The organism is Erwinia sp. LJJL01 (assembly GCF_047300805.2).
In the GTDB taxonomy this organism is placed as follows: domain Bacteria; phylum Pseudomonadota; class Gammaproteobacteria; order Enterobacterales; family Enterobacteriaceae; genus Erwinia; species Erwinia aphidicola.
Genome location: NZ_CP178576.1, coordinates 3,324,557 through 3,344,980 on the forward strand (window position 1 = coordinate 3,324,557; position 20,424 = coordinate 3,344,980).

Below are 20,424 nucleotides of genomic sequence, written 5' to 3' on the forward strand. Positions count from 1 at the left end.
CATGAACATTCTTGATTTGTTCCTGAAGGCGAGCCTTCTGGTCAAACTTATCATGTTGATTTTGATCGGGTTTTCTATCGCCTCCTGGGCCGTTATCATTCAGCGTACCCGTATTCTGAATGCTGCCACGCGTGATGCGGATGCCTTCGAAGATAAGTTCTGGTCCGGTATCGAGCTGTCTCGTCTCTATCAGGAAAGCCAGGCCCGTCGCGATGAGCTGGGCGGTTCTGAGCAGATTTTCTACGCAGGCTTTAAAGAGTTTGCCCGTCTGCATCGTGCCAACAATCACGCGCCGGAAGCGGTCGTAGAAGGCGCGACGCGCGCTATGCGCATCTCCATGAACCGTGAACTGGAAGCGCTTGAAAACCACATTCCTTTCCTTGGCACCGTCGGTTCAATCAGTCCGTATATCGGCCTGTTTGGTACGGTGTGGGGGATCATGCATGCCTTTATCGCGCTGGGCGCGGTGAAGCAGGCCACCCTGCAAATGGTGGCACCGGGTATCGCTGAAGCACTGATCGCCACGGCGATTGGTCTGTTTGCAGCCATCCCGGCGGTTATGGCCTATAACCGCCTGAGCCAGCGCGTTAACAAGCTGGAGCAGAACTACGATAACTTCATGGAAGAGTTCACGGCTATCCTGCATCGTCAGGCATTCTCAAGCGACGTCAGCAAGTAAGTCGGAGGTTAGCATGGCCAGAAAACGGGGTCGCGGTGGTCGCCGCGAAGTTAAGTCCGAGATAAATATCGTACCGCTGCTGGACGTGCTGCTGGTGCTGCTGCTGATTTTCATGGCAACGGCGCCCATCATCACCCAGAGCGTGGAAGTCGATCTGCCGGACGCAACGGATTCTAAGACCGTCTCCAGCGATGATAACCCTCCGGTGATCGTCGAAGTTTCCGGAGTCGGGCAGTACAGCCTGGTGGTTGATCACGATCGGATGGAGCAGCTGCCACCGGAACAGGTGGTTGCCGAGGCGCAGCGTCGCATTACGGCTAACCCGAAAACCGTGTTCCTGATTGGCGGAGCCAAAGAAGTGCCTTATGACGAGATCATCAAGGCGCTTAACTTGCTGCATCAGGCCGGCGTTAAGTCTGTCGGATTAATGACGCAGCCGATTTAATTCATTCGAACCGTTTTTGGGAACCGAGAGTGTCGAAGGCAACCGAGCAAGACGAAAAGTTAAAACGTGCCATAACCGTATCAGTCATTTTGCACATCATTTTGATTGCACTACTGGTATGGAGCTCGTTTGACGAAAACATCGACGCCAGCGGCGGCGGTGGCGGTAGCGATATTGATGCAGTGATGGTCGATTCTGGCGCGGTGGTAGAACAGTACAATCGTCAGCAAAATCAGCAGAGCGAAAGCAAACGTGCCGAACAGCAGCGCCAGAAACAGGCGCAGCAGCAGGCGGAAGAGCTGCAGCAAAAGCAGGCTGCTGAACAGAAGCAGCTAAAGCAGATGGAGAAAGAGCGTCTGCAGGCGCAGGAAGAAGCCAAACAGCAGGCCGCACAACAGGCGGCTGAGCAGAAACAGGCAGCGGACGCGGCGAAGCAGGCGCAGCAGGAGCAAAAACAGGCAGAAGCCGCCGCGGCAAAAGCGAAAGCCGATGCCAAAGCTCAGGCGGATGCCCAGGCGAAATCTGCGGCTGACGCCCAGAAAAAAGCGGCAGAAGAGGCTAAAAAAGCCGCTGCTGATGCGAAGAAACAAGCTGAGGCCGAAGCGAAGCAGGCCGCCGCAGAAGCCGCTAAAGAGAAAGCCGTGGCCGATGCGAAAGCCAAGGCGACCGCGGAAGCCAAAGCGAAAGCAGCGGCGGAGGCGAAAGCAGCCCAGGAAGCGAAACAGCAGGCTGCTGCCGATGCGAAAGCCAAAGCCGCAGAAGAGGCGAAAGAGAAAGCCGCTGCTGCTGCGAAAGAAAAAGCCGAGGCCGCTGCCAAAGCCAAGGCTGATGCTGCCGCTCAGGCAAAAGCTGACGCTGCGGCGAAAGCCAAAGCTGATGCCGCCGCCAAGAAGAAAGCCGCAGCGGAAGCCGCGAAAGAGTCTGGTGATGTCGGTGACCTGCTGGGTGACCTGACTTCAGGTAAAAATGCGCCGAAGTCCGGTAAAGCTGCCGGAGGCGGTGGGGCTGCGGGGCAGGGTACGCAGAAGAAATCCGGTGCGTCTGGTGCTGCTATCGACAGCTATCTGGGCCAGGTAAAAGGCGCAATACAGAGCAAGTTTTACGACGCGGATACCTTTGCAGGGAAAACCTGCGATGTGAAAATTAGTTTGGCAGAGGATGGATTCTTGAAATTTGCTAAGGCAAGCAGTGGTGACCCGGCATTGTGTCAGGCGGCAATTAACGCTGCCAATATGGCGAAAATGCCGAGACCGCCAAGCCCAGAAGTCTGGCAGGCAGTAAAAAACGCCACGCTCGAGTTTAAGCCGTAAGTATTCGGTAATAAGCGGCATGTTGAACTATGTTCACCATGTCGTACTCTTAGGTTTGTTGATTACAAGGCTATTTACCACGGGTGCTATGTCCGGGTAAGGGAGAAATAATGAAGCAGGCATTTCGTGTAGCGCTGAGCGTTTTAATGCTGTTTGTCGCGGTTGCGCATGCAGAAGTTCGCATTGAAATTACTCAGGGTGTGAACACCGCGCGTCCTATCGGCGTTGTGCCGTTTAAGTGGGACGGCCCGGGTGCAGCACCGGAAGATATTGGTGGCATCGTTGCTGCCGACTTACGTAACAGCGGTAAATTTAACCCAATCGATCGTTCACGTTTACCACAGCAGCCTACCTCTGCTGCCGAAGTGCAGCCTGCTGCATGGACCGCGCTGGGTATTGATGCGGTGGTTGTGGGCCAGGTTCAGCCGGGCGCTGACGGTAGCTATACCGTCTCTTACCAGCTGGTCGACACCTCGGGTAACCCTGGTGCGGTACTGGCGCAAAACCAGTTCAAAGTCACCAAGCAGTGGCTGCGCTACGCCGCACACACCGCCAGTGATGAGAGCTTTGAAAAGCTGACCGGGATTAAAGGTGCATTCCGTACGCGTATTGCTTACGTGGTGCAGACCAACGGTGGCCAGTTCCCGTATGAACTGCGCGTTTCCGACTACGACGGCTACAACCAGTTTGTGGTTCACCGTTCACCGCAGCCATTGATGTCCCCTGCCTGGTCTCCAGACGGGAGTAAAGTGGCTTATGTGACCTTTGAAAGCGGTAAGTCTGCGCTGGTGATTCAGACGCTGGCTAACGGTGCAATTAAACAGGTAGCCTCATTCCCGCGTCACAACGGTGCGCCTGCATTCTCACCCGATGGTTCTAAGCTGGCATTCGCACTGTCGAAAACCGGCAGTCTGAATCTCTACGTGATGAACCTCGGTTCAGGCCAGATCACTCAGGTGACCGACGGTCGTTACAACAGCACTGAACCGACCTGGTTCCCGGACAGCCAGACTCTGGCCTATACCTCCGACCAGGCCGGTCGTCCGCAAATTTATAAAATTGGTGTTAACGGCGGCACGCCGCAGCGCATTACCTGGGAAGGCGGTCAAAACCAGGATGGCGACGTAAGCACTGATGGCAAATCAATGGTGATGGTCAGCACCAACAGCGGCGCTCAACACGTCGCTCGACAAGATCTGGTAACGGGAGCCGTTCAACAATTAACGGACACGTTCCTGGATGAGACGCCAAGTCTCGCACCTAACGGCACGATGGTAATCTATAGCTCTACTCAGGGGATGGGTTCCGTATTGCAGTTGGTTTCGACGGATGGGCGTTTCAAAGCGCGTCTTCCGGCAACCGATGGACAGGTCAAATTTCCTGCCTGGTCGCCGTATCTGTGATGCATGTGTAAATATGTATGGCAAACTATAATAGGAATTAAATAATGCAACTGAACAAAGTGCTGAAAGGCTTACTGCTGGCACTGCCAGTAATCGCAGTGGCTGCATGTAGCTCTCACAAGAACAACAACAATGACCAGACCAACGGTATGGGCATGGGTGACGGTTCTAACAGCGGCATGAACAGCGGTAACATGTCTTCTGACGAGCAGGCACGTCTGCAGATGCAAGAACTGCAGAAAAACAACATCGTTTACTTCGGTCTGGACAAGTTTGACATCCAGTCAGAATTCGCTCAGATGCTGGATGCACACGCAAACTTCCTGCGTAGCAACCCATCTTACAAAGTGACCGTTGAAGGTCATGCGGATGAGCGCGGTACTCCTGAGTACAACATTTCACTGGGCGAGCGTCGTGCTACTGCTGTGAAAATGTACCTGCAGGGTAAAGGCGTTTCTGCTGACCAGATCTCTATCGTTTCTTACGGTAAAGAAAAACCTGCAGTACTGGGTCACGACGAATCAGCTTATGCTAAAAACCGTCGTGCAGTACTGGTTTACTAAGAGAATCACATGATTAGTAGCTTCAGAACTCACCTGTTGAGTCTGTCGTTACTGATTGGCGTAGCGGCCCCCTGGGCCGCTAATGCCCAGGCAACAATCAGTAACGTTGGCTCTGGCTCGGTTGAAGACCGCGTCACCACTCTTGAGCGTATTTCTAATGCTCAGGCACAGCTCCTCCAGCAGCTTCAGCAGCAACTTTCCGCTAACCAAAATGATATTGACCAGTTACGTGGTCAGATCCAGGAAAACAGCTATCAGCTGAACCAGGTTGTGGAACGTCAGAAAGGCCTTTACCAGCAGATCGACAGTCTGAGCAGCGGTGGCGCAAATGCTAACGCAGCCGCAGCTGGCGGCGATGCTGCGGCAGGCAATAGCGGTGCGTCAGGTAGCGACGCGGCGGCGGCTCCTGCCGCCGCTGCTGCTGCGCCTGTGCAAAGCGGTGATGCCAACACCGACTACAATGCCGCAGTGGCACTGGTGCTGGAGAAAAAGCAGTACGATCAGGCGATCGCCGCTTTTCAGGCCTTTGTGAAGAAGTATCCGGATTCCACCTTCCAGCCGAATGCCAATTACTGGCTGGGACAGTTGAATTACAACAAAGGTAAAAAAGACGACGCGGCCTATTATTTTGCCACCGTAGTAAAAAATTACCCTAAATCACCGAAGAGTGGCGATGCGCTGCTGAAGGTGGGGGTGATCATGCAGGAAAAAGGCGACAAGGCAAAAGCCAAAGCGGTGTATCAGCAGGTGGTAAAACTTTACCCTAATACTGATGCAGCGAAACAGGCGCAAAAACGTTCGGCCGCTCTGTAATTTGCGCCATCTGGCCAGATTTCGCCTGAATTCTGGTCTTACCGCGTGAAAGCTAAGCAGTTGAACAGCTTAACCTGAAATAGTGGTTGCGCTGGAAATTCAAATCAGTAATATATGCCGCCGTTGCCGGGGGATATGTTAAGAGACGCCAGCAGCACAAAAGTGGGTCGTTAGCTCAGTTGGTAGAGCAGTTGACTTTTAATCAATTGGTCGCAGGTTCGAATCCTGCACGACCCACCACTATTAAGTTTTACGCGGTGTAAACCGTGAAGGATGAGAACCGTAAAGGTTCGAGTCGAGCGAAAGCGAGACAACGTTGCGTCAGCAACGGCCCGAAGGGCGAAGTCATCCTGCACGACCCACCACTATTAAGTTTCAAGCGGTGTAAACCGTGCTTTAAAGTTTCGATATGGGTGATTAGCTCAGTTGGTAGAGCATCTCCTTTACACGGAGGGGGTCGGCGGTTCGAGCCCGTCATCACCCACCATATCGGGTCGTTAGCTCAGTTGGTAGAGCAGTTGACTTTTAATCAATTGGTCGCAGGTTCGAATCCTGCACGACCCACCAAACTTTAAAGCGTGAAAGTAGCAAAGATTAACCGCATTGCGGGTCGTTAGCTCAGTTGGTAGAGCAGTTGACTTTTAATCAATTGGTCGCAGGTTCGAATCCTGCACGACCCACCACTATTAAGTTTTAAGCGGTGTAAACCGTGCTTTAAAGTTTCGATATGGGTGATTAGCTCAGTTGGTAGAGCATCTCCTTTACACGGAGGGGGTCGGCGGTTCGAGCCCGTCATCACCCACCATATCGGGTCGTTAGCTCAGTTGGTAGAGCAGTTGACTTTTAATCAATTGGTCGCAGGTTCGAATCCTGCACGACCCACCAATGTAAGAAGGCGCCCTAAAGGCGCCTTTTTGCTATGTGCGATTCGGGCGGGGTTCGAACCTGCAGCAGGTTCGGGTCGAACGCAGTGAGACAGCGTTGCGCCAGCAACGACCCGAAGGGCGAGGCGAAGCCGAGTTATCCTGCACGACCCACCAATGTAAGAAGGCGCCCTAAAGGCGCCTTTTTGCTATGTGCGATTCTGTGCGATTCTGGCTGACCGAAAAAGAGGGTCAGCCACTACGAGCCGGTAAGTCGCATATCGCGCCGGGTTTCGTAGGGGACGACCGCTTTTCTGGTCGTCCCGGGTTTTTTGGCTGACCCAAAAAGAGGGTCAGCCACTACAGGCTGGTAAGTCGCATATCGCGCCGGGTTTCGTAGGGGACGACCGCTTTTCTGGTGGTCCCGGGTTTGGGGGCCGGTGTTTCGTAGGGGACGACCGCTTTTCTGGTCGTCCCGGGTTGAGGGCCGATCGAAAAAGAAGATCGGTCCCTGCGCATATTTCATATTACCCCAACTTGCCGCTCTTCCAGATATGCATCACCGCATAACTGCGCCATGGCCGCCACGCCTGTGAACGAACCTCTGCCTGCTTCGCGCTGATACCCCCCAGATTGTTACGTACCACGATATCCCCGGCGGGGAAGGCATCCGGCCAGCGTAGCGCACGCATTGCCAGATACTGCGCTGTCCATTCGCCAATCCCCGGCAGGGCTAACAGCTGCGCCACGGTTTGCTCCGGCTGACTGGCAGCGTCTAGCTGCAGCGTTCCATCCGCACAGCTTGCCGCCAGCGCCAGAATGCAGCGGGTGCGGGCGCTGACAATGCCCAGGCCGGCAATCTCATCTACTGAACATTGAGCAACGCGAGCAGGCAGGGGGGAGAGGTGGGTTAACTGCGCAAACGGCGTGGTCAAGCGATCGCCGAACGCCGTGGCGAAACGTCCCCCGAGCGTCGCTGCGGCCTTTACGGTGATCTGCTGACCAAGGATGGCGCGCACCGCCATTTCGAAGCCGTCAAAAGCCCCGGGCACGCGCAGGCCAGGGCTGGCATTCAGCGCGGGCTTTAACAGCGGGTCGAGCGCCAGATGTTCAGCAATCAGGTCCGGACGGGCGCTGAGATCGAACAGATTACGCAGGCGACGGAGCAGAGCGGGCAGCACCGGCGTCAGCGAATGGGTGAACTCCACCAGCAGCACACTCTTCGCTGCCGCCTGAGTGACCCTGATCCACCCCTGATGCGCTCCCAGACGCACGGTACGCGCATAACTCTGCTCATCAACATATTCCACGCCCAGCAGTGCACGCAGCCGCAGAAAGCCGAGCATGGCCTGCCAGTCGTAGGGGGGGCGATAGCTCAGCTGTAGCGTAGAGGTATCACTGCCGTTCAGCTCGCGCTCTTCGCACTCGCTGGCCTTGCGCAGGCGGGTGGGTGGCATCCGGTACTGAGTGCTGAAGGCAGCGTTAAAACGGCGCAGGCTGGCAAATCCGCTGGCAAAGGCGATCTGCGTGACCGGCAGCCGCGTTTCACTCAGCAACTGCTTAGCCAGCAGCAGGCGGCGCGTCTGGCGCAGCTCCTGCGGCGATACGCCCAGCTCCTTCTGCACGATACGCCGCAGCTGGCGCAGGCTTAGGTGAAACTGCGCGGCGATCTCTTCCAGACTCTCCACCTGCTCAATCAGCCCCTCGTCAATGCGCTGCATCAGCCGCCCCGCGATGCGCTGGCTGTTATCCACCGGGGCGTTGCCGGGGGCCAGCTCCGGGCGGCAGCGCAGGCAGGGGCGAAACGATGCTTTCTCCGCTGCCTCGGCGCTGTCGAAGAACAGGCAGTTTTCCGCGTAGGGCGGTTTCACCGGACAAATCGGGCGACAATAGATACCCGTCGAAGTCACCCCGACGTAAAATACGCCGTCGAAGCGAGCATCGCGGGAAGTGAGGGCACGATAGGCAGAGTCTGGGTCAATCATGATATTGTCCTGTGGAACGGGAATCTCTCCAGGTTAGCGCACCGGGATGCGTTGCACTCGCCATATTCGGTCATATAACGATTTTAACCCGGTGACCGAAAACGGCCAGTGCTGCATGTCAGAACGCGCATAATCAGGGCAGAGACGGTATCAGTTAAGGAGAGGCAAAATGGCATTCTGGTACAAGATGATGCAGTCACCGGTCGGTGAGCTGAAGCTGGTCGCAACCGAGCGCGGGCTGGCGGCGATCCTGTGGGAAAACGACGATCCCAAGCGCGTGCGCTTCCTGCCGCAGGACGAAGACCCGACAAACGCGATCCTGCTGGAAGCTGAAAAGCAGCTGCGCGAGTATTTCTCCGGGCAGCGTCAGCAGTTCAATGTAACGCTCGACTTTATCGGCACTGAATTCCAGCGCAAAGTCTGGGCGGCGCTGGTCAACATTCCGTTTGGTGAAACGCGCAGCTATGGTGAAATCGCGCGCCAGGTGGGCAGCCCGGCTGCCGTCAGGGCCGTCGGGGCCGCCAATGGTCGTAACCCCCTCTCGATTATTGCTCCATGCCATCGGGTTATCGGCGCCAACGGCAAGCTAACCGGGTTCGCCGGCGGGCTGGAGACCAAAGCGTTCCTGCTGCGTCTGGAAGGTGGCCAGCTGTGGTCGCAGGAAGCGCTATTATGATCGGCGTCACATCCTGCGGTGAAAAGTAAATAGTCGGCGACATCGGTTCATTTTTCAGCTATCGTGTTTAGCATATAAAACAAACCAACCGTAGAGTTGGCGCCGGACCGGCCATCTACGCTAATTCGGTTAAGTTGAAGAAACGAGAGTCGCCTTATGAGCCTGATGTTCGATCCCGAATCCGCCGTATATCCTTTCCCGCCCAAACCGGCCCGTTTATCCGTTGATGAGAAACAGTTTTACCGCGAAAAAATTAAGCGCCTGCTGAAAGAGCGGGATGCGGTGATGGTGGCGCATTACTATACCGACCCGGAAATCCAGGCGCTGGCCGAAGAGACCGGCGGCTGCGTCTCTGATTCACTGGAGATGGCGCGCTTTGGCAGCCAGCATCCGGCTTCCACGCTGCTGGTCGCCGGGGTGCGCTTTATGGGCGAAACCGCCAAAATCCTCAGCCCGGAAAAAACCATTTTAATGCCGACGCTGCAGGCGGAGTGCTCGCTCGACCTCGGCTGCCCGATTGAAGAGTTCAGCAAATTCTGCGACGCCCACCCCGACCGTACCGTTGTGGTGTACGCCAATACCTCCGCAGCGGTCAAGGCGCGCGCCGACTGGGTCGTCACCTCCAGCATTGCCGTTGAGCTGATCGAGCATCTTGATAGCCTGGGCGAGAAAATCATCTGGGCCCCGGACCGCCATCTTGGTCAATATGTGACGCGCAAAAGCGGCGCGGACGTGATCTGCTGGCAGGCCGCCTGCATCGTCCATGACGAATTCAAAACTCAGGCGCTGCAGCGGATGAAAGCGCTGTATCCCGATGCCGCCGTGCTGGTGCATCCTGAGTCGCCGCAGGCTATCGTTAATCTTGCCGATGCGGTCGGTTCGACCAGCCAGCTGATTCAGGCAGCGCAAACCCTGCCGCACAAGCAGATGATCGTCGCCACCGATCGCGGCATCTTCTATAAAATGCAGCAGGCCTGCCCGGACAAAGAGCTGCTCGAGGCACCAACGGCCGGCGAGGGCGCCACCTGCCGCAGCTGCGCGCACTGTCCGTGGATGGCAATGAACGGGCTGCAAGCCATTGCTGACGGTCTGGAGCAGGGCGGCAGTGATCATGAGATCTTTGTTGACGATGCACTGCGAGAAGGTGCGTTGATCCCGTTGAATCGTATGCTAACCTTTGCTGCAAATCTTAAACTCAATGTGAAGGGTAACGCCTGACGTTACGCTCTGGACAGGATGGCAATATGGATTTTTTCAGCACGTCGAATATTCTGGTTCATATCCCTCTTGGGGCCGGTGGCTACGATCTGTCCTGGATTGAAGCCATCGGTACCCTTGCCGGGCTGCTGTGCATCTGGCTGGCGAGCCTGGAGAAGATCGTCAACTACGCTTTCGGCCTGATCAACGTGACGCTGTTCGCGGTCATCTTCTTCCAGATCCAGCTGTACGCCAGCCTGCTGCTGCAGCTGTTCTTTTTCGTCGCCAATATCTACGGCTGGTATGCCTGGAGCCGCCAGACCAGTGATAATCAGCAGGCGCTGAAAATTCGCTGGCTGCCGCGTGCGCAGCTGCTGGCCTGGACAGCGGTGATTGTTATCGCCATTGCACTGATGACGCTGTATATCGATCCGGTATTTGCGCTGCTGACGCGTGCCGCGGTAAACATTATGCAGGGTATGGGCTTCAACGTGGTGATGCCGCAGCTGCAGCCGGATGCTTTCCCGTTCTGGGATTCGTGCATGATGGTGCTGTCGATTGCGGCGATGATCCTGATGACGCGCAAGTACGTTGAAAACTGGCTACTGTGGGTGGTGATCAACCTGATCAGCGTGATGATATTCGCCCGTCAGGGAGTGTACGCCATGGCGCTGGAGTATGTGCTGCTGACGCTGATCGCGCTGAATGGCTCGTGGCTGTGGATGAAAAGCGCCCGCCAGAGAGGATAATTGGCCACGGGTCGACCGAAAAAAGGGTCGACCCTCACGGTTAATGATGGTGGTGATGCTGGTGCTCGCCGCCGCCCTGAATCCACCCCACATCACAATCATCGCCATCGCAACGCTGATACTCCATCTGCACCGTGGCGTGCTCAATCTGATAATGCTGGTGCAGATACTCGTGAATGCGCTGCAGCAGCGCGTCATGATCGTAAGGCGGGATCACCTGTACATGCAGCGTGATCACCGGCTTCTCGCCCACCTGCCACAAATGCACATGATGCACGTTACGCACCTCCGGGATGCTGCGCGCCAGCGCACGCTGTAGCTTAGCCACATCAATATCCTGCGGCGCCCCCTCCAGCAGTTCGTGACCGCTCTCCTTGATCAGCATCCAGCCGCTGCGCAGCACCAGCAGGGACACCACAATCGACAGAATGGGGTCGATCGGCGTCCAGCCGGTAAACATAATAATCAGCGCGGCGGCAATCGCCCCGACCGAGCCGAGCAGGTCACCGAGCACGTGCAGCGCCGCCGCGCGCACGTTAAGGTTCTTCTCGCCGCTGCCGTGATGCAGCAGCCAGAACGCCAGCAGGTTTGCCAGCAGCCCGCCGATAGCCACAATCAGCATCATGCCACCCGCCACCGGCTCCGGCTGCCAGAAACGTCTCAGCGCCTCCCAGACAATCAGCACGGTAATCACCAGCAGCGCGATAGCATTGACAAAAGCTGCCAGCGTGGTCAGGCGCAGCAGGCCAAAGGAGTGGCGCTGGCTGGGCTTGCGCTGCGCAAAATGCGTGGCCAGCAGGGCCACCAGCAGCGCGGCGGCGTCGGTCAGCATATGCCCGGCATCGGCCAGTAGCGCCAGCGAGCCGGAGAGCAGACCGCCCGCCACCTCGGCCAGCATAAACAGGGCCGTGACAACAAAGGCTGCCAGCAGACGTGAACGGTTACCGTTCTTTTCAGTGTGGGTGTGAGCCATAGGATCCCAATTGAGTTAACAGGCTTTCGCTTAATGATATCAATAAATTCATTGCAGGCTTAGGGTTCTGGTGCAGGCGGGCAGCCTCAATGATTTGCTGGCACAGGGTTTCCCCTTCACTGTAGTTCAGCAGCAGCCAGCTGCCTTTCATTCTGTGCGCCGCTTTCTCAACCTGCTGCCACTCTTCTGCCGCTATTGCCTGCCTGAGCGCGGCGCAGTCGCGCTTCAGCGTCTCGCCTAGCGTCTGGCACAGGCGTTGAAAATAGTGCTCATCGTGATGCGCCAGCTGATTTAAACGCTGCGGCAGGTCGGCAAACGGCGCGGGCGCCTCCGCCTGCAGCAGAGCGGCAAGATCCGCTAACGAAACTGGCTTCACCAGCAGGCGGTCAGCAACCTGTCGCGCCTGTGGCCGGTTGAGGATCTGCGCATCGGCAGAGCACAGCACCACCCGGGTATGATGCGGCTGATGGCGTTCGCCACGGCGCACTATTTTCGCCAGCTGCACGCCGTCCGGGTGCGGCATGCTGTAGTCAACAAACAGCAGGTCCCACTGGCGACCGTCTTTCAGCAGCGCCCGGCCATCAGCGAAGGTTTCCGCCTGGATACCGCAGTGCGCCAGCTGTTGCTGCATCACCAGCAGATTGGTCGGATGGTCGTCGACAATCGCCACGCGCAGATGGCTGACCGCCTCGGTAATGCACTGCTGCGGTTCGGCATCTGCGGCAGGCAGTGGCGAGGGGATAAGCTGCCACGGTAGCAGCACGCTGACGCAGGTTCCCTGGCCGGGGGTGGATTGCAGCGTGATAGTGCCGCCCATGCGGCTGACAATTTCGCGGCAGATCGACAAGCCCAGCCCGCTGCCCTGCACTGAGAGCTGGCGACCGGAAGGGGTCTGATACCAGGGTTCAAACAGACGCTGCTGCTCATCCAGCGGGATGCCACTGCCGCTATCGCTGACCTGAAAATGCAGCTGTGGCGGCGTGCTTAGCGCTTCCAGCGTCAGCCGGATCTCACCCTCGCGGGTAAATTTGATCGCATTGGCAATCAGGTTGTTGGCAATCTGCTGCAGGCGTTCGCCGTCAATCAGCACCCAGGCGGGCAGGGGATTCAGTGCGCTGACGCTCAGCCGCGGTCCCTGTTCGCGCATCAGCGGGTGGTAGAACACCGCCAGCCGCTGCAGCCATTTTTCCGGCTCCAGCGGACGGGGGGCCAAGCTGAAGCTGTTGCTCTCAACCCGGGCGTGATCCTGCAGATCGCCCAGCAGCGTCATCAGGCTGGCGGCGCTGCTGTGGATCAACGCCAGGTTATGGCTCTCAGGCTGCTGCATCAGCTCCAGCTCCAGCAGGCCAAGCACCGCCTGCATCGGCGTGCGCAGCTCGTGGCTGACGGTGGCGAGGAACTGACTTTTCATGCGGTTTTCCCGCTGGGCCACTTCGCGCTCCTGCTCCAGCAGCAGGCGCTGCTGCCGCTCACGCCGCTGCTCCAGATAGCGTCTCAGCAGCAGGATCAGCAGGAAGACGATGGCGAACAGCGCGGCGACCAGTACGAAGAGGGAGATCGGCCGCATCTCGCCGCTGTTGCTATCGCTAAAGCTGTCCGGCGTGCTGCTCCAGGTTTCGCGCAGCCGCTGCCAGCTTTCCGCTGGGATCTGCTGCAGGCTGTTATTCAGCAGTGCGCGCAGCAGCGGCCGATCGGGGGCGATGCCGATGGTCACCGGCCATGCGGTGTCGCTGGCGGCAAACGCCAGCTGCAGAGTATTGGCAAAACGCCCCTGGATGCGCCAGCGCGCTGAGAGCACATTGTCGACCAGCGCGTCGATCTGACCGCTGGCCAGCGCATCGTACAGGCTGCTGGCATCCTCAAATGTCTGGGTTGTGCTGCCTGCGGGCAACAGGCGCCCGGCGATATCCCCGCGCAGCACGCCGATGCGTTTACCGCGCAGATCCGGCCAGCCGGTGACGTTATGCGCCGCCGCCTGAACATAGACTCCCCACAGCGCACGCCACACCGGCTGGGTATTATTCAGCATGGCATCATCACCGGTCAGCGGCAGATTGAGTTGGATCAGCGCCCGCCCCTGCTGCACCAGCGCGCCCGCCTGCTGTGCATTGCTGACCCAGTATGGCTGAAAGCGCAACCCGGTAATCTGGCCGATGCTGTTCAGCAGGTCAACACTGTAACCGGCGGGCTGCCCGCTGGCATTGCGGTAGCTCCACGGATAGTCGTCGCTGACGGCGGCATAAATCACCACCGGATGCTGCGCTATCCAGCTGCGCTCCATCGGCGTCAGGTGGGCGGTATTGCTGTCCTGATAGCGCGGCAGCGCACTGCTCCAGCGCCCCTGAATGCCGTTCACCACCTCCATCGGCAGCTGACGAATAGCGTTATCAAGCTGCTGCGCCAGTGCGGCATCCGCTGTGACCGCCTCCAGCTGAAGCACCCCTGGGTCAAGAGAAGAGGCGAGCTGATAAACTTCGCCCTGCTGCAGCTGGCTCAGCAGGAATCCGGCGCTGGTCTCATCCGCCACCACATAGTCGCTGTGCTGATTGAGCAGGGTGGAGAGGGCCTGTAAATCACTGGGCAGCACCTGCCAGTGATGCTTGCGCGCAAACTCGGGGTCAACGCGCGCCAGGGTGTCGCGGCTGACGCTGAGGCGGGCATCGCCAGAGTTGAACATCACCGGCCGCAGGTTATTGCGATTACGGTAAATACGCAGCGGGCTGGAGAACCACGGTTGCGTCGCGCTGAGGCCCGCAGGCAGCGTCTGCTGCGGAACGCCAAACAGCACATCCAGCTTTCCGCTCTGCAGTGCCGCCATCATCGCCTGCTGCGTGCTGAACCCCTGCACGCTGACGTGCAGGCCGCTGGTCTGCTGCAGCGCCACCAGATAGTCGGCATTGATACCGTACAGGTCGCTGCCAACGACAATATTCCACGGCGAGCTGTTGTCCTGTAATACGCCGACGCGCAGGGTTTTTCCCCATTCGACCGGCATCGGCATCATCTCCTGCGGCAGGGCGATGCTGCTCACCGGGCGCAGCGTCGCCAGCGCGCTGCTGGTGAACAGCAGCAGCATCAGCAGTAGCGTTCTCACTGCTGTGACTGCCACAGCTGAGCCAGTTCGACGACCGAACCCGCTCCGGTTTTTTCCATGATGTTCTTTTTATGGGTGCTGACGGTTTTATTGCTGATATGCAGCTGCCCGGCGATCTGCAGATTAGACAGGCCGCGCGCCAGCAGCGCGAGGATCTGCTGCTCTTTGGCCGTCAGCACCGCGTTAAGCGTGTCGCCATGCTGGGCAGGGAAGACGCGCTGGCCGCCGAGCACGGCAAGGATGGCGGAGAGCAGCTGGCTGAGCGGCTGACGCTTGGCAACATAGCCAGATGCCCCGGCGGCTTCCGCCAGACGCGGATAGACCTGCTCCTCCTGTGCTGAGTAGATCACCACCGGCAGCGGCGGGTAATGGCGCTTAATCAGCTTAAGCAGCTGTAAGCCGTCGCTGTCCGGTAAGCCAATATCGAGGATCACCAGCCCAATAGCGCGATCGCCGAGCAGCGCCAGGGCATCGCGCTGATTATCCGCCGCCAGCAGCTTAAGCGGGAAGGGCGCGTGTACCAGGGCCGCTTCCAGCGCCACCTGGACCAGCGGATGATCGTCAATCAGCAATAGGGTGGTCATGAACAGTTCCAAATCAGGCAGGGGGTTCAGGATAGCCGAAGGTGGGCGGGAAAAAAACGAGAAAAGGAGAGCCGAAGCTCTCCTGGGTCATGCACCGGCTGACATTCTGCCTCGATCTACGGCTGACATTCTGCCTCGATCTACCGGCTGACATTCTGTCTCGACGTATGGCTAACGTTCTGCCTCGGTCATGTAGTGGCTGACCCTCTTTTCCGGTCAGCCAGCTTTTCCGGTCAGCCAAATGCTTTTTTTGGCGAGCCAGAATCGGCCAGCCAGAATTCAGCAAACGTTACTGCGAAGTACCGTCAGTTTTGGTATTCGCATCAGCGCCGACTTTTTTGTTAATGTCCGGACATTTACCATCTTTGCACTGAGTGTTTTTGTTGATCTCATCAGCACTCATTTTCTTATGGTGCTTCATGGTTTTATGCTGAGTTTCATGGCCAGTGTTGATTTTGTCGTTATCAACTTTGTTAGGCGCAATATTTTCTTTTGCGCTGCCAGCCACTGCGCCGGCATCGGCCGCTGCATTTGCTGAACCGTCGGCCATTGCAGCGGTGCTGCCCAGAGTCATTGCGGCTGTCAGTAGTACCATAGAGAACTTATTCATTATTATGCTCCTTTAATTTTTGAATACGACATCATCAAGATCTAACGGTGTTTGAAACAAAATAGTGTGATTGCGGCGTTCGCCAATCATAAGTTGTGCAAATAGATTTATTTCAAGAGGTAATGATTAAAAGTGTAGTAGGGCTCCCAGAAAAAGCAAATCACGTCAGCAACGAATCCGCGAAAGGCGATTTACAGTCACCGGGAGTCACGATAAATTGGAGGAGATGCGCCTGGTGTGCAGTATGGCAATGAAATAACCTGGAAATATTATGAATTATCAAAACGATGATTTAAGAATCAAAGAGATAAAAGAACTTTTACCTCCGGTTGCGTTATTTGAAAAATTCCCCGCCACGGACAAGGCTGCTGCAACAGTATCCTCGGCCCGCCAGGCAATCCATAACATTCTGACTTCCCATGACGATCGCCTGCTGGTGGTGATCGGCCCCTGCTCTATCCATGATACTAAGGCAGCTAAAGAGTACGCTGGCCGCCTGCTGGCGCTGCGTGACGAGCTGAAAGACTCGCTGGAAGTGGTGATGCGCGTCTATTTTGAAAAACCCCGTACGACCGTGGGTTGGAAAGGGCTGATCAACGATCCCCATATGGACGGCAGCTTCCAGATTAATGACGGCCTGCGTATTGCGCGCCAGCTGCTGGTGGAGATCAACGACAGCGGCCTGCCGGCGGCGGGTGAGTTCCTCGATATGATCACGCCACAGTACGTCGGCGATCTGATGAGCTGGGGCGCCATCGGCGCGCGTACCACGGAATCGCAGGTCCACCGCGAGCTGTCATCCGGCCTCTCCTGCCCGGTAGGTTTCAAGAACGGCACCGACGGCACCATCAAAGTGGCTATCGACGCCATCGGCGCGGCCAGTGCGCCACACTGTTTCCTCTCCGTGACCAAATATGGCCACTCGGCGATTGTGGAAACCAGCGGTAACGAAGACTGCCATATCATCCTGCGCGGCGGCAAAGAGCCAAACTACAGCGCTCACCACGTCAGCGCGGTGAAAGCCGGTCTGGAAAAAGCCGGCCTGCCTGCCCAGGTGATGATCGACTTCAGCCATGCAAACAGCAGCAAGCAGTTTAAGAAGCAGCTGGATGTTGCCACTGACGTGGCGCAGCAGATTGCGGGCGGCGAGCAGGCAATTATCGGCGTAATGATTGAGAGCCATCTGGTCGAGGGCAATCAGAACCTGGAGAGCGGTGAACCGCTGGTGTACGGCAAAAGCGTCACCGACGGCTGCATCGGCTGGCAGGACACTGAAACCGTGCTGCGCCAGCTGGCCAGCGCGGTGAAAGCCCGCCGCGCGTAACGGCTTGCAGGCAATAAAAAACCCGCCATCTGGCGGGTTTTTTTCAATCAAATCAGCAGCAATTATTTTGCTTTACCCTGGTTCGCGACGGCTGCGGCTTTCGCAGCAATCTCGTCGGCATCGCCCAGGTAGTAGTGTTTGATTGGTTTGAAGTTTTCGTCGAACTCATACACCAGCGGCACGCCGGTTGGGATGTTCAGCTCGAGGATCTCTTCTTCGCTCATGTTGTCCAGGTATTTCACCAGCGCACGCAGGGAGTTACCGTGGGCCGCGATGATCACTTTCTCGCCGCTTTTCATACGTGGCAGGATAGATTCGTTCCAGTATGGCAGAACGCGATCGATGGTCAGCGCCAGGCTTTCGGTGGTTGGCAGCTGCTCAGCGGTCAGTGACGCGTAGCGCGGGTCGTGGCCAGGGAAACGCTCATCGGCGCGGTCCAGCTCTGGTGGGGTCACGGCAAAGCCACGACGCCACTGCTTAACCTGATCGTCACCGTATTTCTGTGCGGTTTCTGCTTTATCCAGACCCTGCAGCGCACCGTAGTGACGCTCGTTCAGGCGCCAGGATTTCTCGACCGGCAGCCACACCTGGTCAACTTCATCCAGAATGTTCCACAGGGTGTGGATGGCACGTTTCAGCACGGAGGTGTAAGCGAAATCGAAGGTGAAACCCTCTTTCTTCAACAGCTGACCAGCGGCTTTCGCCTCGGTGCGGCCTTTGTCTGACAGGTCAACGTCGTACCAACCGGTGAAACGGTTTTCGTTGTTCCACTGGCTTTCGCCGTGACGTACCAGAACCAGCTTAGTTACAGCCATAGCTTAACTCCTTAATAACTTTACGTTTCTATGATAATGGTGACCGGTAAACTGCCGGAAAGAACCGCACGGCAATTTTAATGTGCATTACCATAGCTGAATTCTGCGCAGCGCGTAAGCCCGTAACGCTCGCGATGCGCGATTTTCATGCGCTTTATCAAACCGCCGTCAGTTGGTAACGCGTCACTGACTGATACGATTCACCTGGCTGCAGCCAGCAGTCGGGCTGCGGATACTCAGGATGATGCGGCGAGTCGGGGAGAAACTCGCTCTCCAGCGCAATCCCCTGGAAAGCAGTATAGACGCCCTGTTCGCGTGCCGGGGTGCCTTCCAGATAATTCCCGCTGTAGAACTGCAGCGCCGGGGCGGTGGTAAACACCGTGAGGCGCAGTTTGCCATCGGCGGACCACAGCTGAGCAGCCGGACTTTCGCCATCCTGGGTATTTAACAGGAAGGCGTGGTCGTAGCCTTTTACCGCACGCTGGTCGTCATCCTGCAGGAAATCCTGCTGCACGCTCTTCCGCTGGCGGAAATCAAAGCTGCTCCCCGCCACGTCCTTCAGCGGCGCATTGGGAATGCCCGCGCTGTCCACCGGCAGATAGCGATCGGCATTGAGCAACAGCTGGTGCTGGCGGGCATCGCCGTGCTGCGCATCCAGGTTGAAGTAGGCGTGGTTGGTCAGATTGACCGGGCAGGCTTTATCCACCGTGGCGTGGTAGTGAATCGCCAGGGTGTTGTCGTCGCTCAGCTGATAGCGCAGGGAGACCAGCAAATTGCCCGGAAAGCCCTGATCGCCATCCGGCGAATCAAGGCGATACTCCACCTCGCTGTCGCTTTGACTGACAATCTGCCAGCGGCGATTGTGGAAGCCACCCGGGCCGCCGTGCAGCTGATGCTCGCCCTGATTGGCGGCCAGCGGGAAGGTCACGCCGTCGTGCGCGATCTGCGCATGGGCGATGCGGTTAGCGTAACGGCCCACCGTGGCGCCGAGATAGGCCGACTGCTGCAGATAGTCGGACGGTGTGGCGCAGCCGAGCAGCGCTTCGCGCACGCTGCCGTCACCCATCGGTACGCGGGCGGAGAGCCAGGTCGCGCCCCAGTCCATAAATGTTGCCACCATCCCGTTGCGGTTGCGCAGGGTGGTGATGCGCCACGCCGCGCCGTCGGGGGCGTGCGAGTTGCGGTTGAGGTTTAGCATTCACCCGCTCCTTCAGACGCTTTGCAGACGTAGAAGGTCTCTTTGATGCCGGACTGCGCTTCATACTGCGCTTCGACGGCGGCTTTCACCTCATCGACCAGGTCCAGCGGCATTAGCGCCACGATGCAGCCGCCAAAACCACCCCCGGTCATTCGTACGCCGCCGCGTTCGCCGAGGGTCTGTTTGACAATGTCCACCAGCTGGTCGACCGGCGGCACGGTAATCTCGAAGTCGTCACGCATCGATGCGTGGGATTCCGCCATCAGTACCGCCATGCGCGCCAGGTCACCTTTCGCCAGCACGTCGGCGGCTTCCAGCGTGCGGGCATTTTCGGTCAGCACGTGGCGCACGCGTTTCGCCACCAGCGGGTCAAGCTCGTGCTCGCGCGCCTCAAATTCGCTCAGCGAGACGTCGCGCAGCGAGCTTTTACCAAAGAACTGCGCTCCTGCTTCACACTGCTGGCGGCGGGTGTTGTACTCGCTGCCCACCAGGCTGCGGCGGAAGTTGGAGTTGATAATCACCACGGCAATATCGGACGGCATCGGCACCGGGCGCGTGCCCAGCGTGCGGCAGTCGAGCAGCATGGCGTGATCCTGCTTGCCCAGTGCGGAGATCAGCTGATCCATAATTCCGCAGTTACAGCCGACGAACTGGTTCTCCGCTTCCTGGCCGTTGACCGCGATAGCCGCGCCGTCCAGCGGCAGCTGATAAAGCTGTTTGAACACCGTGCCGACCGCCACTTCCAGCGAGGCAGATGAGCTTAAGCCCGCGCCCTGCGGCACGTTGCCACTAATCACCATATCCACACCGGCAAAATCCGGGCAGCGGGTCAGCAGGTGCTTCACCACGCCGCGCACGTAGTTTGACCACATCTGGTCGGGGTGGCTTTCGATCGCCTCGTCCAGCGAGAAGATATCCTGCTGATTTTCGTAATCGGCGGCGATAACCCGCACCTGACGATCGCTGCGTTTCGCGCAGGCGATCACCGTCTGGTAATCAATGGCGCACGGCAGCACGAAACCGTCGTTGTAATCGGTGTGTTCGCCGATCAGGTTGACGCGGCCCGGTGCCTGAATAATGTGGCCTGGAGCATAGCCAAACGCGCTGCTGAAAATCTGCTGGGTAGAGGTCTGTAAACTCATG

Annotated in this window: 18 protein-coding genes, 6 tRNA genes and 2 other RNA genes; 18 read left to right on the forward strand and 8 right to left on the reverse strand. The window is 57.7% G+C overall.

The features are described 5' to 3' along the window. The first annotated feature begins 1 nt into the window (after position 1). From tolQ to ACLI4M_RS16535, 14 genes are all read left to right on the forward strand, one after another. Positions 2 to 679 carry a Tol-Pal system protein TolQ gene (tolQ, locus tag ACLI4M_RS16470; protein WP_180276721.1) on the forward strand — a complete coding sequence of 226 codons (678 nt, stop codon included), beginning with the start codon at positions 2 to 4 and terminating at the stop codon, positions 677 to 679. 13 nt (positions 680 to 692) lie between these two features. Then, entirely contained in the window at positions 693 to 1,124 is a 432-nt protein-coding gene (tolR, locus tag ACLI4M_RS16475; RefSeq protein ID WP_048916715.1) for a colicin uptake protein TolR, read from the forward strand. 29 nt (positions 1,125 to 1,153) lie between these two features. Then, positions 1,154 to 2,434, forward strand: coding sequence for a cell envelope integrity protein TolA (tolA, locus tag ACLI4M_RS16480; RefSeq protein WP_133624160.1), 1,281 nt, complete (start codon positions 1,154 to 1,156; stop codon positions 2,432 to 2,434). A gap of 110 nt (positions 2,435 to 2,544) precedes the next feature. Beyond that, complete coding sequence (tolB, locus tag ACLI4M_RS16485) at positions 2,545 to 3,837, forward strand: Tol-Pal system beta propeller repeat protein TolB (protein WP_048916712.1); 1,293 nt, start codon at positions 2,545 to 2,547, stop codon at positions 3,835 to 3,837. 44 nt (positions 3,838 to 3,881) lie between these two features. Next, positions 3,882 to 4,400: a peptidoglycan-associated lipoprotein Pal gene (gene pal / locus ACLI4M_RS16490; protein WP_048916711.1), complete on the forward strand. Its 519-nt coding sequence runs from the start codon at positions 3,882 to 3,884 to the stop codon at positions 4,398 to 4,400. 9 nt (positions 4,401 to 4,409) lie between these two features. Beyond that, positions 4,410 to 5,213 carry a cell division protein CpoB gene (gene cpoB / locus ACLI4M_RS16495; protein ID WP_133624159.1) on the forward strand — a complete coding sequence of 268 codons (804 nt, stop codon included), beginning with the start codon at positions 4,410 to 4,412 and terminating at the stop codon, positions 5,211 to 5,213. A 164-nt stretch (positions 5,214 to 5,377) separates the two neighbouring features. After that, positions 5,378 to 5,453: transfer RNA gene (locus ACLI4M_RS16500), tRNA-Lys, on the forward strand. Positions 5,454 to 5,465: 12 nt separating this feature from the next. Then, positions 5,466 to 5,578, forward strand: a non-coding RNA gene (locus tag ACLI4M_RS16505) — RtT sRNA. Positions 5,579 to 5,624: 46 nt separating this feature from the next. Next, positions 5,625 to 5,700 (forward strand) — tRNA-Val (locus ACLI4M_RS16510). A gap of 4 nt (positions 5,701 to 5,704) precedes the next feature. After that, a tRNA-Lys gene (locus ACLI4M_RS16515) sits at positions 5,705 to 5,780 on the forward strand. A 40-nt stretch (positions 5,781 to 5,820) separates the two neighbouring features. Further along, positions 5,821 to 5,896 (forward strand) — tRNA-Lys (locus ACLI4M_RS16520). Between the two features lie 46 nt (positions 5,897 to 5,942). Beyond that, positions 5,943 to 6,018 (forward strand) — tRNA-Val (locus ACLI4M_RS16525). 4 nt (positions 6,019 to 6,022) lie between these two features. Beyond that, positions 6,023 to 6,098, forward strand: a tRNA-Lys gene (locus ACLI4M_RS16530). Positions 6,099 to 6,129: 31 nt separating this feature from the next. Then, a non-coding RNA gene (locus tag ACLI4M_RS16535) (RtT sRNA) lies at positions 6,130 to 6,253 on the forward strand. A gap of 350 nt (positions 6,254 to 6,603) precedes the next feature. Here the strand turns inward: ACLI4M_RS16535 and ACLI4M_RS16540 are convergent. Continuing rightward, the gene (locus ACLI4M_RS16540; protein ID WP_133624158.1) at positions 6,604 to 8,061 is read right to left on the reverse strand and encodes an AlkA N-terminal domain-containing protein; all 1,458 of its coding nucleotides are present in this window, start codon (positions 8,059 to 8,061) and stop codon (positions 6,604 to 6,606) included. Between the two features lie 169 nt (positions 8,062 to 8,230). Between ACLI4M_RS16540 and ACLI4M_RS16545 the strand changes: the two genes are divergently transcribed. The 3 genes from ACLI4M_RS16545 to pnuC all read left to right on the forward strand — a co-directional run bounded on the left by ACLI4M_RS16545 (position 8,231) and on the right by pnuC (position 10,683). After that, positions 8,231 to 8,737 carry a methylated-DNA--[protein]-cysteine S-methyltransferase gene (locus ACLI4M_RS16545; protein WP_133624157.1) on the forward strand — a complete coding sequence of 169 codons (507 nt, stop codon included), beginning with the start codon at positions 8,231 to 8,233 and terminating at the stop codon, positions 8,735 to 8,737. A 156-nt stretch (positions 8,738 to 8,893) separates the two neighbouring features. Continuing rightward, complete coding sequence (gene nadA / locus ACLI4M_RS16550; RefSeq protein WP_133624156.1) at positions 8,894 to 9,955, forward strand: quinolinate synthase NadA; 1,062 nt, start codon at positions 8,894 to 8,896, stop codon at positions 9,953 to 9,955. 26 nt (positions 9,956 to 9,981) lie between these two features. Further along, entirely contained in the window at positions 9,982 to 10,683 is a 702-nt protein-coding gene (gene pnuC, locus ACLI4M_RS16555) for a nicotinamide riboside transporter PnuC (protein ID WP_048916706.1), read from the forward strand. A 40-nt stretch (positions 10,684 to 10,723) separates the two neighbouring features. On the opposite strand, the gene zitB is transcribed toward pnuC, so the two are convergent. The 4 genes from zitB to ACLI4M_RS16575 all read right to left on the reverse strand — a co-directional run bounded on the left by zitB (position 10,724) and on the right by ACLI4M_RS16575 (position 15,947). Next, positions 10,724 to 11,656 carry a CDF family zinc transporter ZitB gene (gene zitB / locus ACLI4M_RS16560; protein WP_048916705.1) on the reverse strand — a complete coding sequence of 311 codons (933 nt, stop codon included), beginning with the start codon at positions 11,654 to 11,656 and terminating at the stop codon, positions 10,724 to 10,726. After that, on the reverse strand, positions 11,637 to 14,732 hold the full coding sequence (locus ACLI4M_RS16565; protein ID WP_432759791.1) for an ATP-binding protein: 3,096 nt from the start codon (positions 14,730 to 14,732) through the stop codon (positions 11,637 to 11,639). Before ACLI4M_RS16565 ends, zitB begins: the two co-directional genes overlap by 20 nt. A 14-nt stretch (positions 14,733 to 14,746) precedes the next feature. Next, positions 14,747 to 15,334: a response regulator transcription factor gene (locus ACLI4M_RS16570; RefSeq protein WP_133624154.1), complete on the reverse strand. Its 588-nt coding sequence runs from the start codon at positions 15,332 to 15,334 to the stop codon at positions 14,747 to 14,749. Positions 15,335 to 15,623: 289 nt separating this feature from the next. Then, the gene (locus tag ACLI4M_RS16575) at positions 15,624 to 15,947 is read right to left on the reverse strand and encodes a protein YbgS (RefSeq protein ID WP_062818343.1); all 324 of its coding nucleotides are present in this window, start codon (positions 15,945 to 15,947) and stop codon (positions 15,624 to 15,626) included. Between the two features lie 268 nt (positions 15,948 to 16,215). Between ACLI4M_RS16575 and aroG the strand changes: the two genes are divergently transcribed. Then, positions 16,216 to 17,268, forward strand: a complete 1,053-nt coding sequence (gene aroG, locus ACLI4M_RS16580) for a 3-deoxy-7-phosphoheptulonate synthase AroG (protein WP_133624153.1) — start codon at positions 16,216 to 16,218, stop codon at positions 17,266 to 17,268. 62 nt (positions 17,269 to 17,330) lie between these two features. Here aroG and gpmA read toward each other — a convergent pair whose 3' ends face one another. The 3 genes from gpmA to galK form a co-directional block, all read right to left on the reverse strand. After that, a complete protein-coding gene (gene gpmA, locus ACLI4M_RS16585; RefSeq protein ID WP_048916699.1) occupies positions 17,331 to 18,083 on the reverse strand; it encodes a 2,3-diphosphoglycerate-dependent phosphoglycerate mutase in 753 nt (250 codons plus the stop codon). A 157-nt stretch (positions 18,084 to 18,240) separates the two neighbouring features. Next, positions 18,241 to 19,281, reverse strand: coding sequence for a galactose-1-epimerase (galM, locus tag ACLI4M_RS16590; RefSeq protein WP_133624152.1), 1,041 nt, complete (start codon positions 19,279 to 19,281; stop codon positions 18,241 to 18,243). Next, positions 19,275 to 20,423, reverse strand: a complete 1,149-nt coding sequence (gene galK, locus ACLI4M_RS16595) for a galactokinase (protein WP_133624151.1) — start codon at positions 20,421 to 20,423, stop codon at positions 19,275 to 19,277. The genes galM and galK overlap by 7 nt, the downstream gene beginning before the upstream one ends. Position 20,424 lies beyond the last annotated feature (1 nt).

Bases quoted from the DNA above. Each gene is read 5' to 3' on its own strand.
- ACLI4M_RS16570 (WP_133624154.1), bottom strand. From the start codon at position 15,334: ATGACCACCCTATTGCTGATTGACGATCATCCGCTGGTCCAGGTGGCG.
- ACLI4M_RS16540 (WP_133624158.1), bottom strand. From the start codon at position 8,061: ATGATTGACCCAGACTCTGCCTATCGTGCCCTCACTTCCCGCGATGCT.
- cpoB (WP_133624159.1), top strand. From the start codon at position 4,410: ATGATTAGTAGCTTCAGAACTCACCTGTTGAGTCTGTCGTTACTGATT.
- nadA (WP_133624156.1), top strand. From the start codon at position 8,894: ATGAGCCTGATGTTCGATCCCGAATCCGCCGTATATCCTTTCCCGCCC.
- galM (WP_133624152.1), bottom strand. From the start codon at position 19,281: ATGCTAAACCTCAACCGCAACTCGCACGCCCCCGACGGCGCGGCGTGG.
- tolB (WP_048916712.1), top strand. From the start codon at position 2,545: ATGAAGCAGGCATTTCGTGTAGCGCTGAGCGTTTTAATGCTGTTTGTC.
- tolR (WP_048916715.1), top strand. From the start codon at position 693: ATGGCCAGAAAACGGGGTCGCGGTGGTCGCCGCGAAGTTAAGTCCGAG.
- galK (WP_133624151.1), bottom strand. From the start codon at position 20,423: ATGAGTTTACAGACCTCTACCCAGCAGATTTTCAGCAGCGCGTTTGGC.
- pal (WP_048916711.1), top strand. From the start codon at position 3,882: ATGCAACTGAACAAAGTGCTGAAAGGCTTACTGCTGGCACTGCCAGTA.
- ACLI4M_RS16545 (WP_133624157.1), top strand. From the start codon at position 8,231: ATGGCATTCTGGTACAAGATGATGCAGTCACCGGTCGGTGAGCTGAAG.
- ACLI4M_RS16565 (WP_432759791.1), bottom strand. From the start codon at position 14,732: ATGCTGCTGCTGTTCACCAGCAGCGCGCTGGCGACGCTGCGCCCGGTG.
- zitB (WP_048916705.1), bottom strand. From the start codon at position 11,656: ATGGCTCACACCCACACTGAAAAGAACGGTAACCGTTCACGTCTGCTG.
- aroG (WP_133624153.1), top strand. From the start codon at position 16,216: ATGAATTATCAAAACGATGATTTAAGAATCAAAGAGATAAAAGAACTT.
- gpmA (WP_048916699.1), bottom strand. From the start codon at position 18,083: ATGGCTGTAACTAAGCTGGTTCTGGTACGTCACGGCGAAAGCCAGTGG.
- tolQ (WP_180276721.1), top strand. From the start codon at position 2: ATGAACATTCTTGATTTGTTCCTGAAGGCGAGCCTTCTGGTCAAACTT.
- pnuC (WP_048916706.1), top strand. From the start codon at position 9,982: ATGGATTTTTTCAGCACGTCGAATATTCTGGTTCATATCCCTCTTGGG.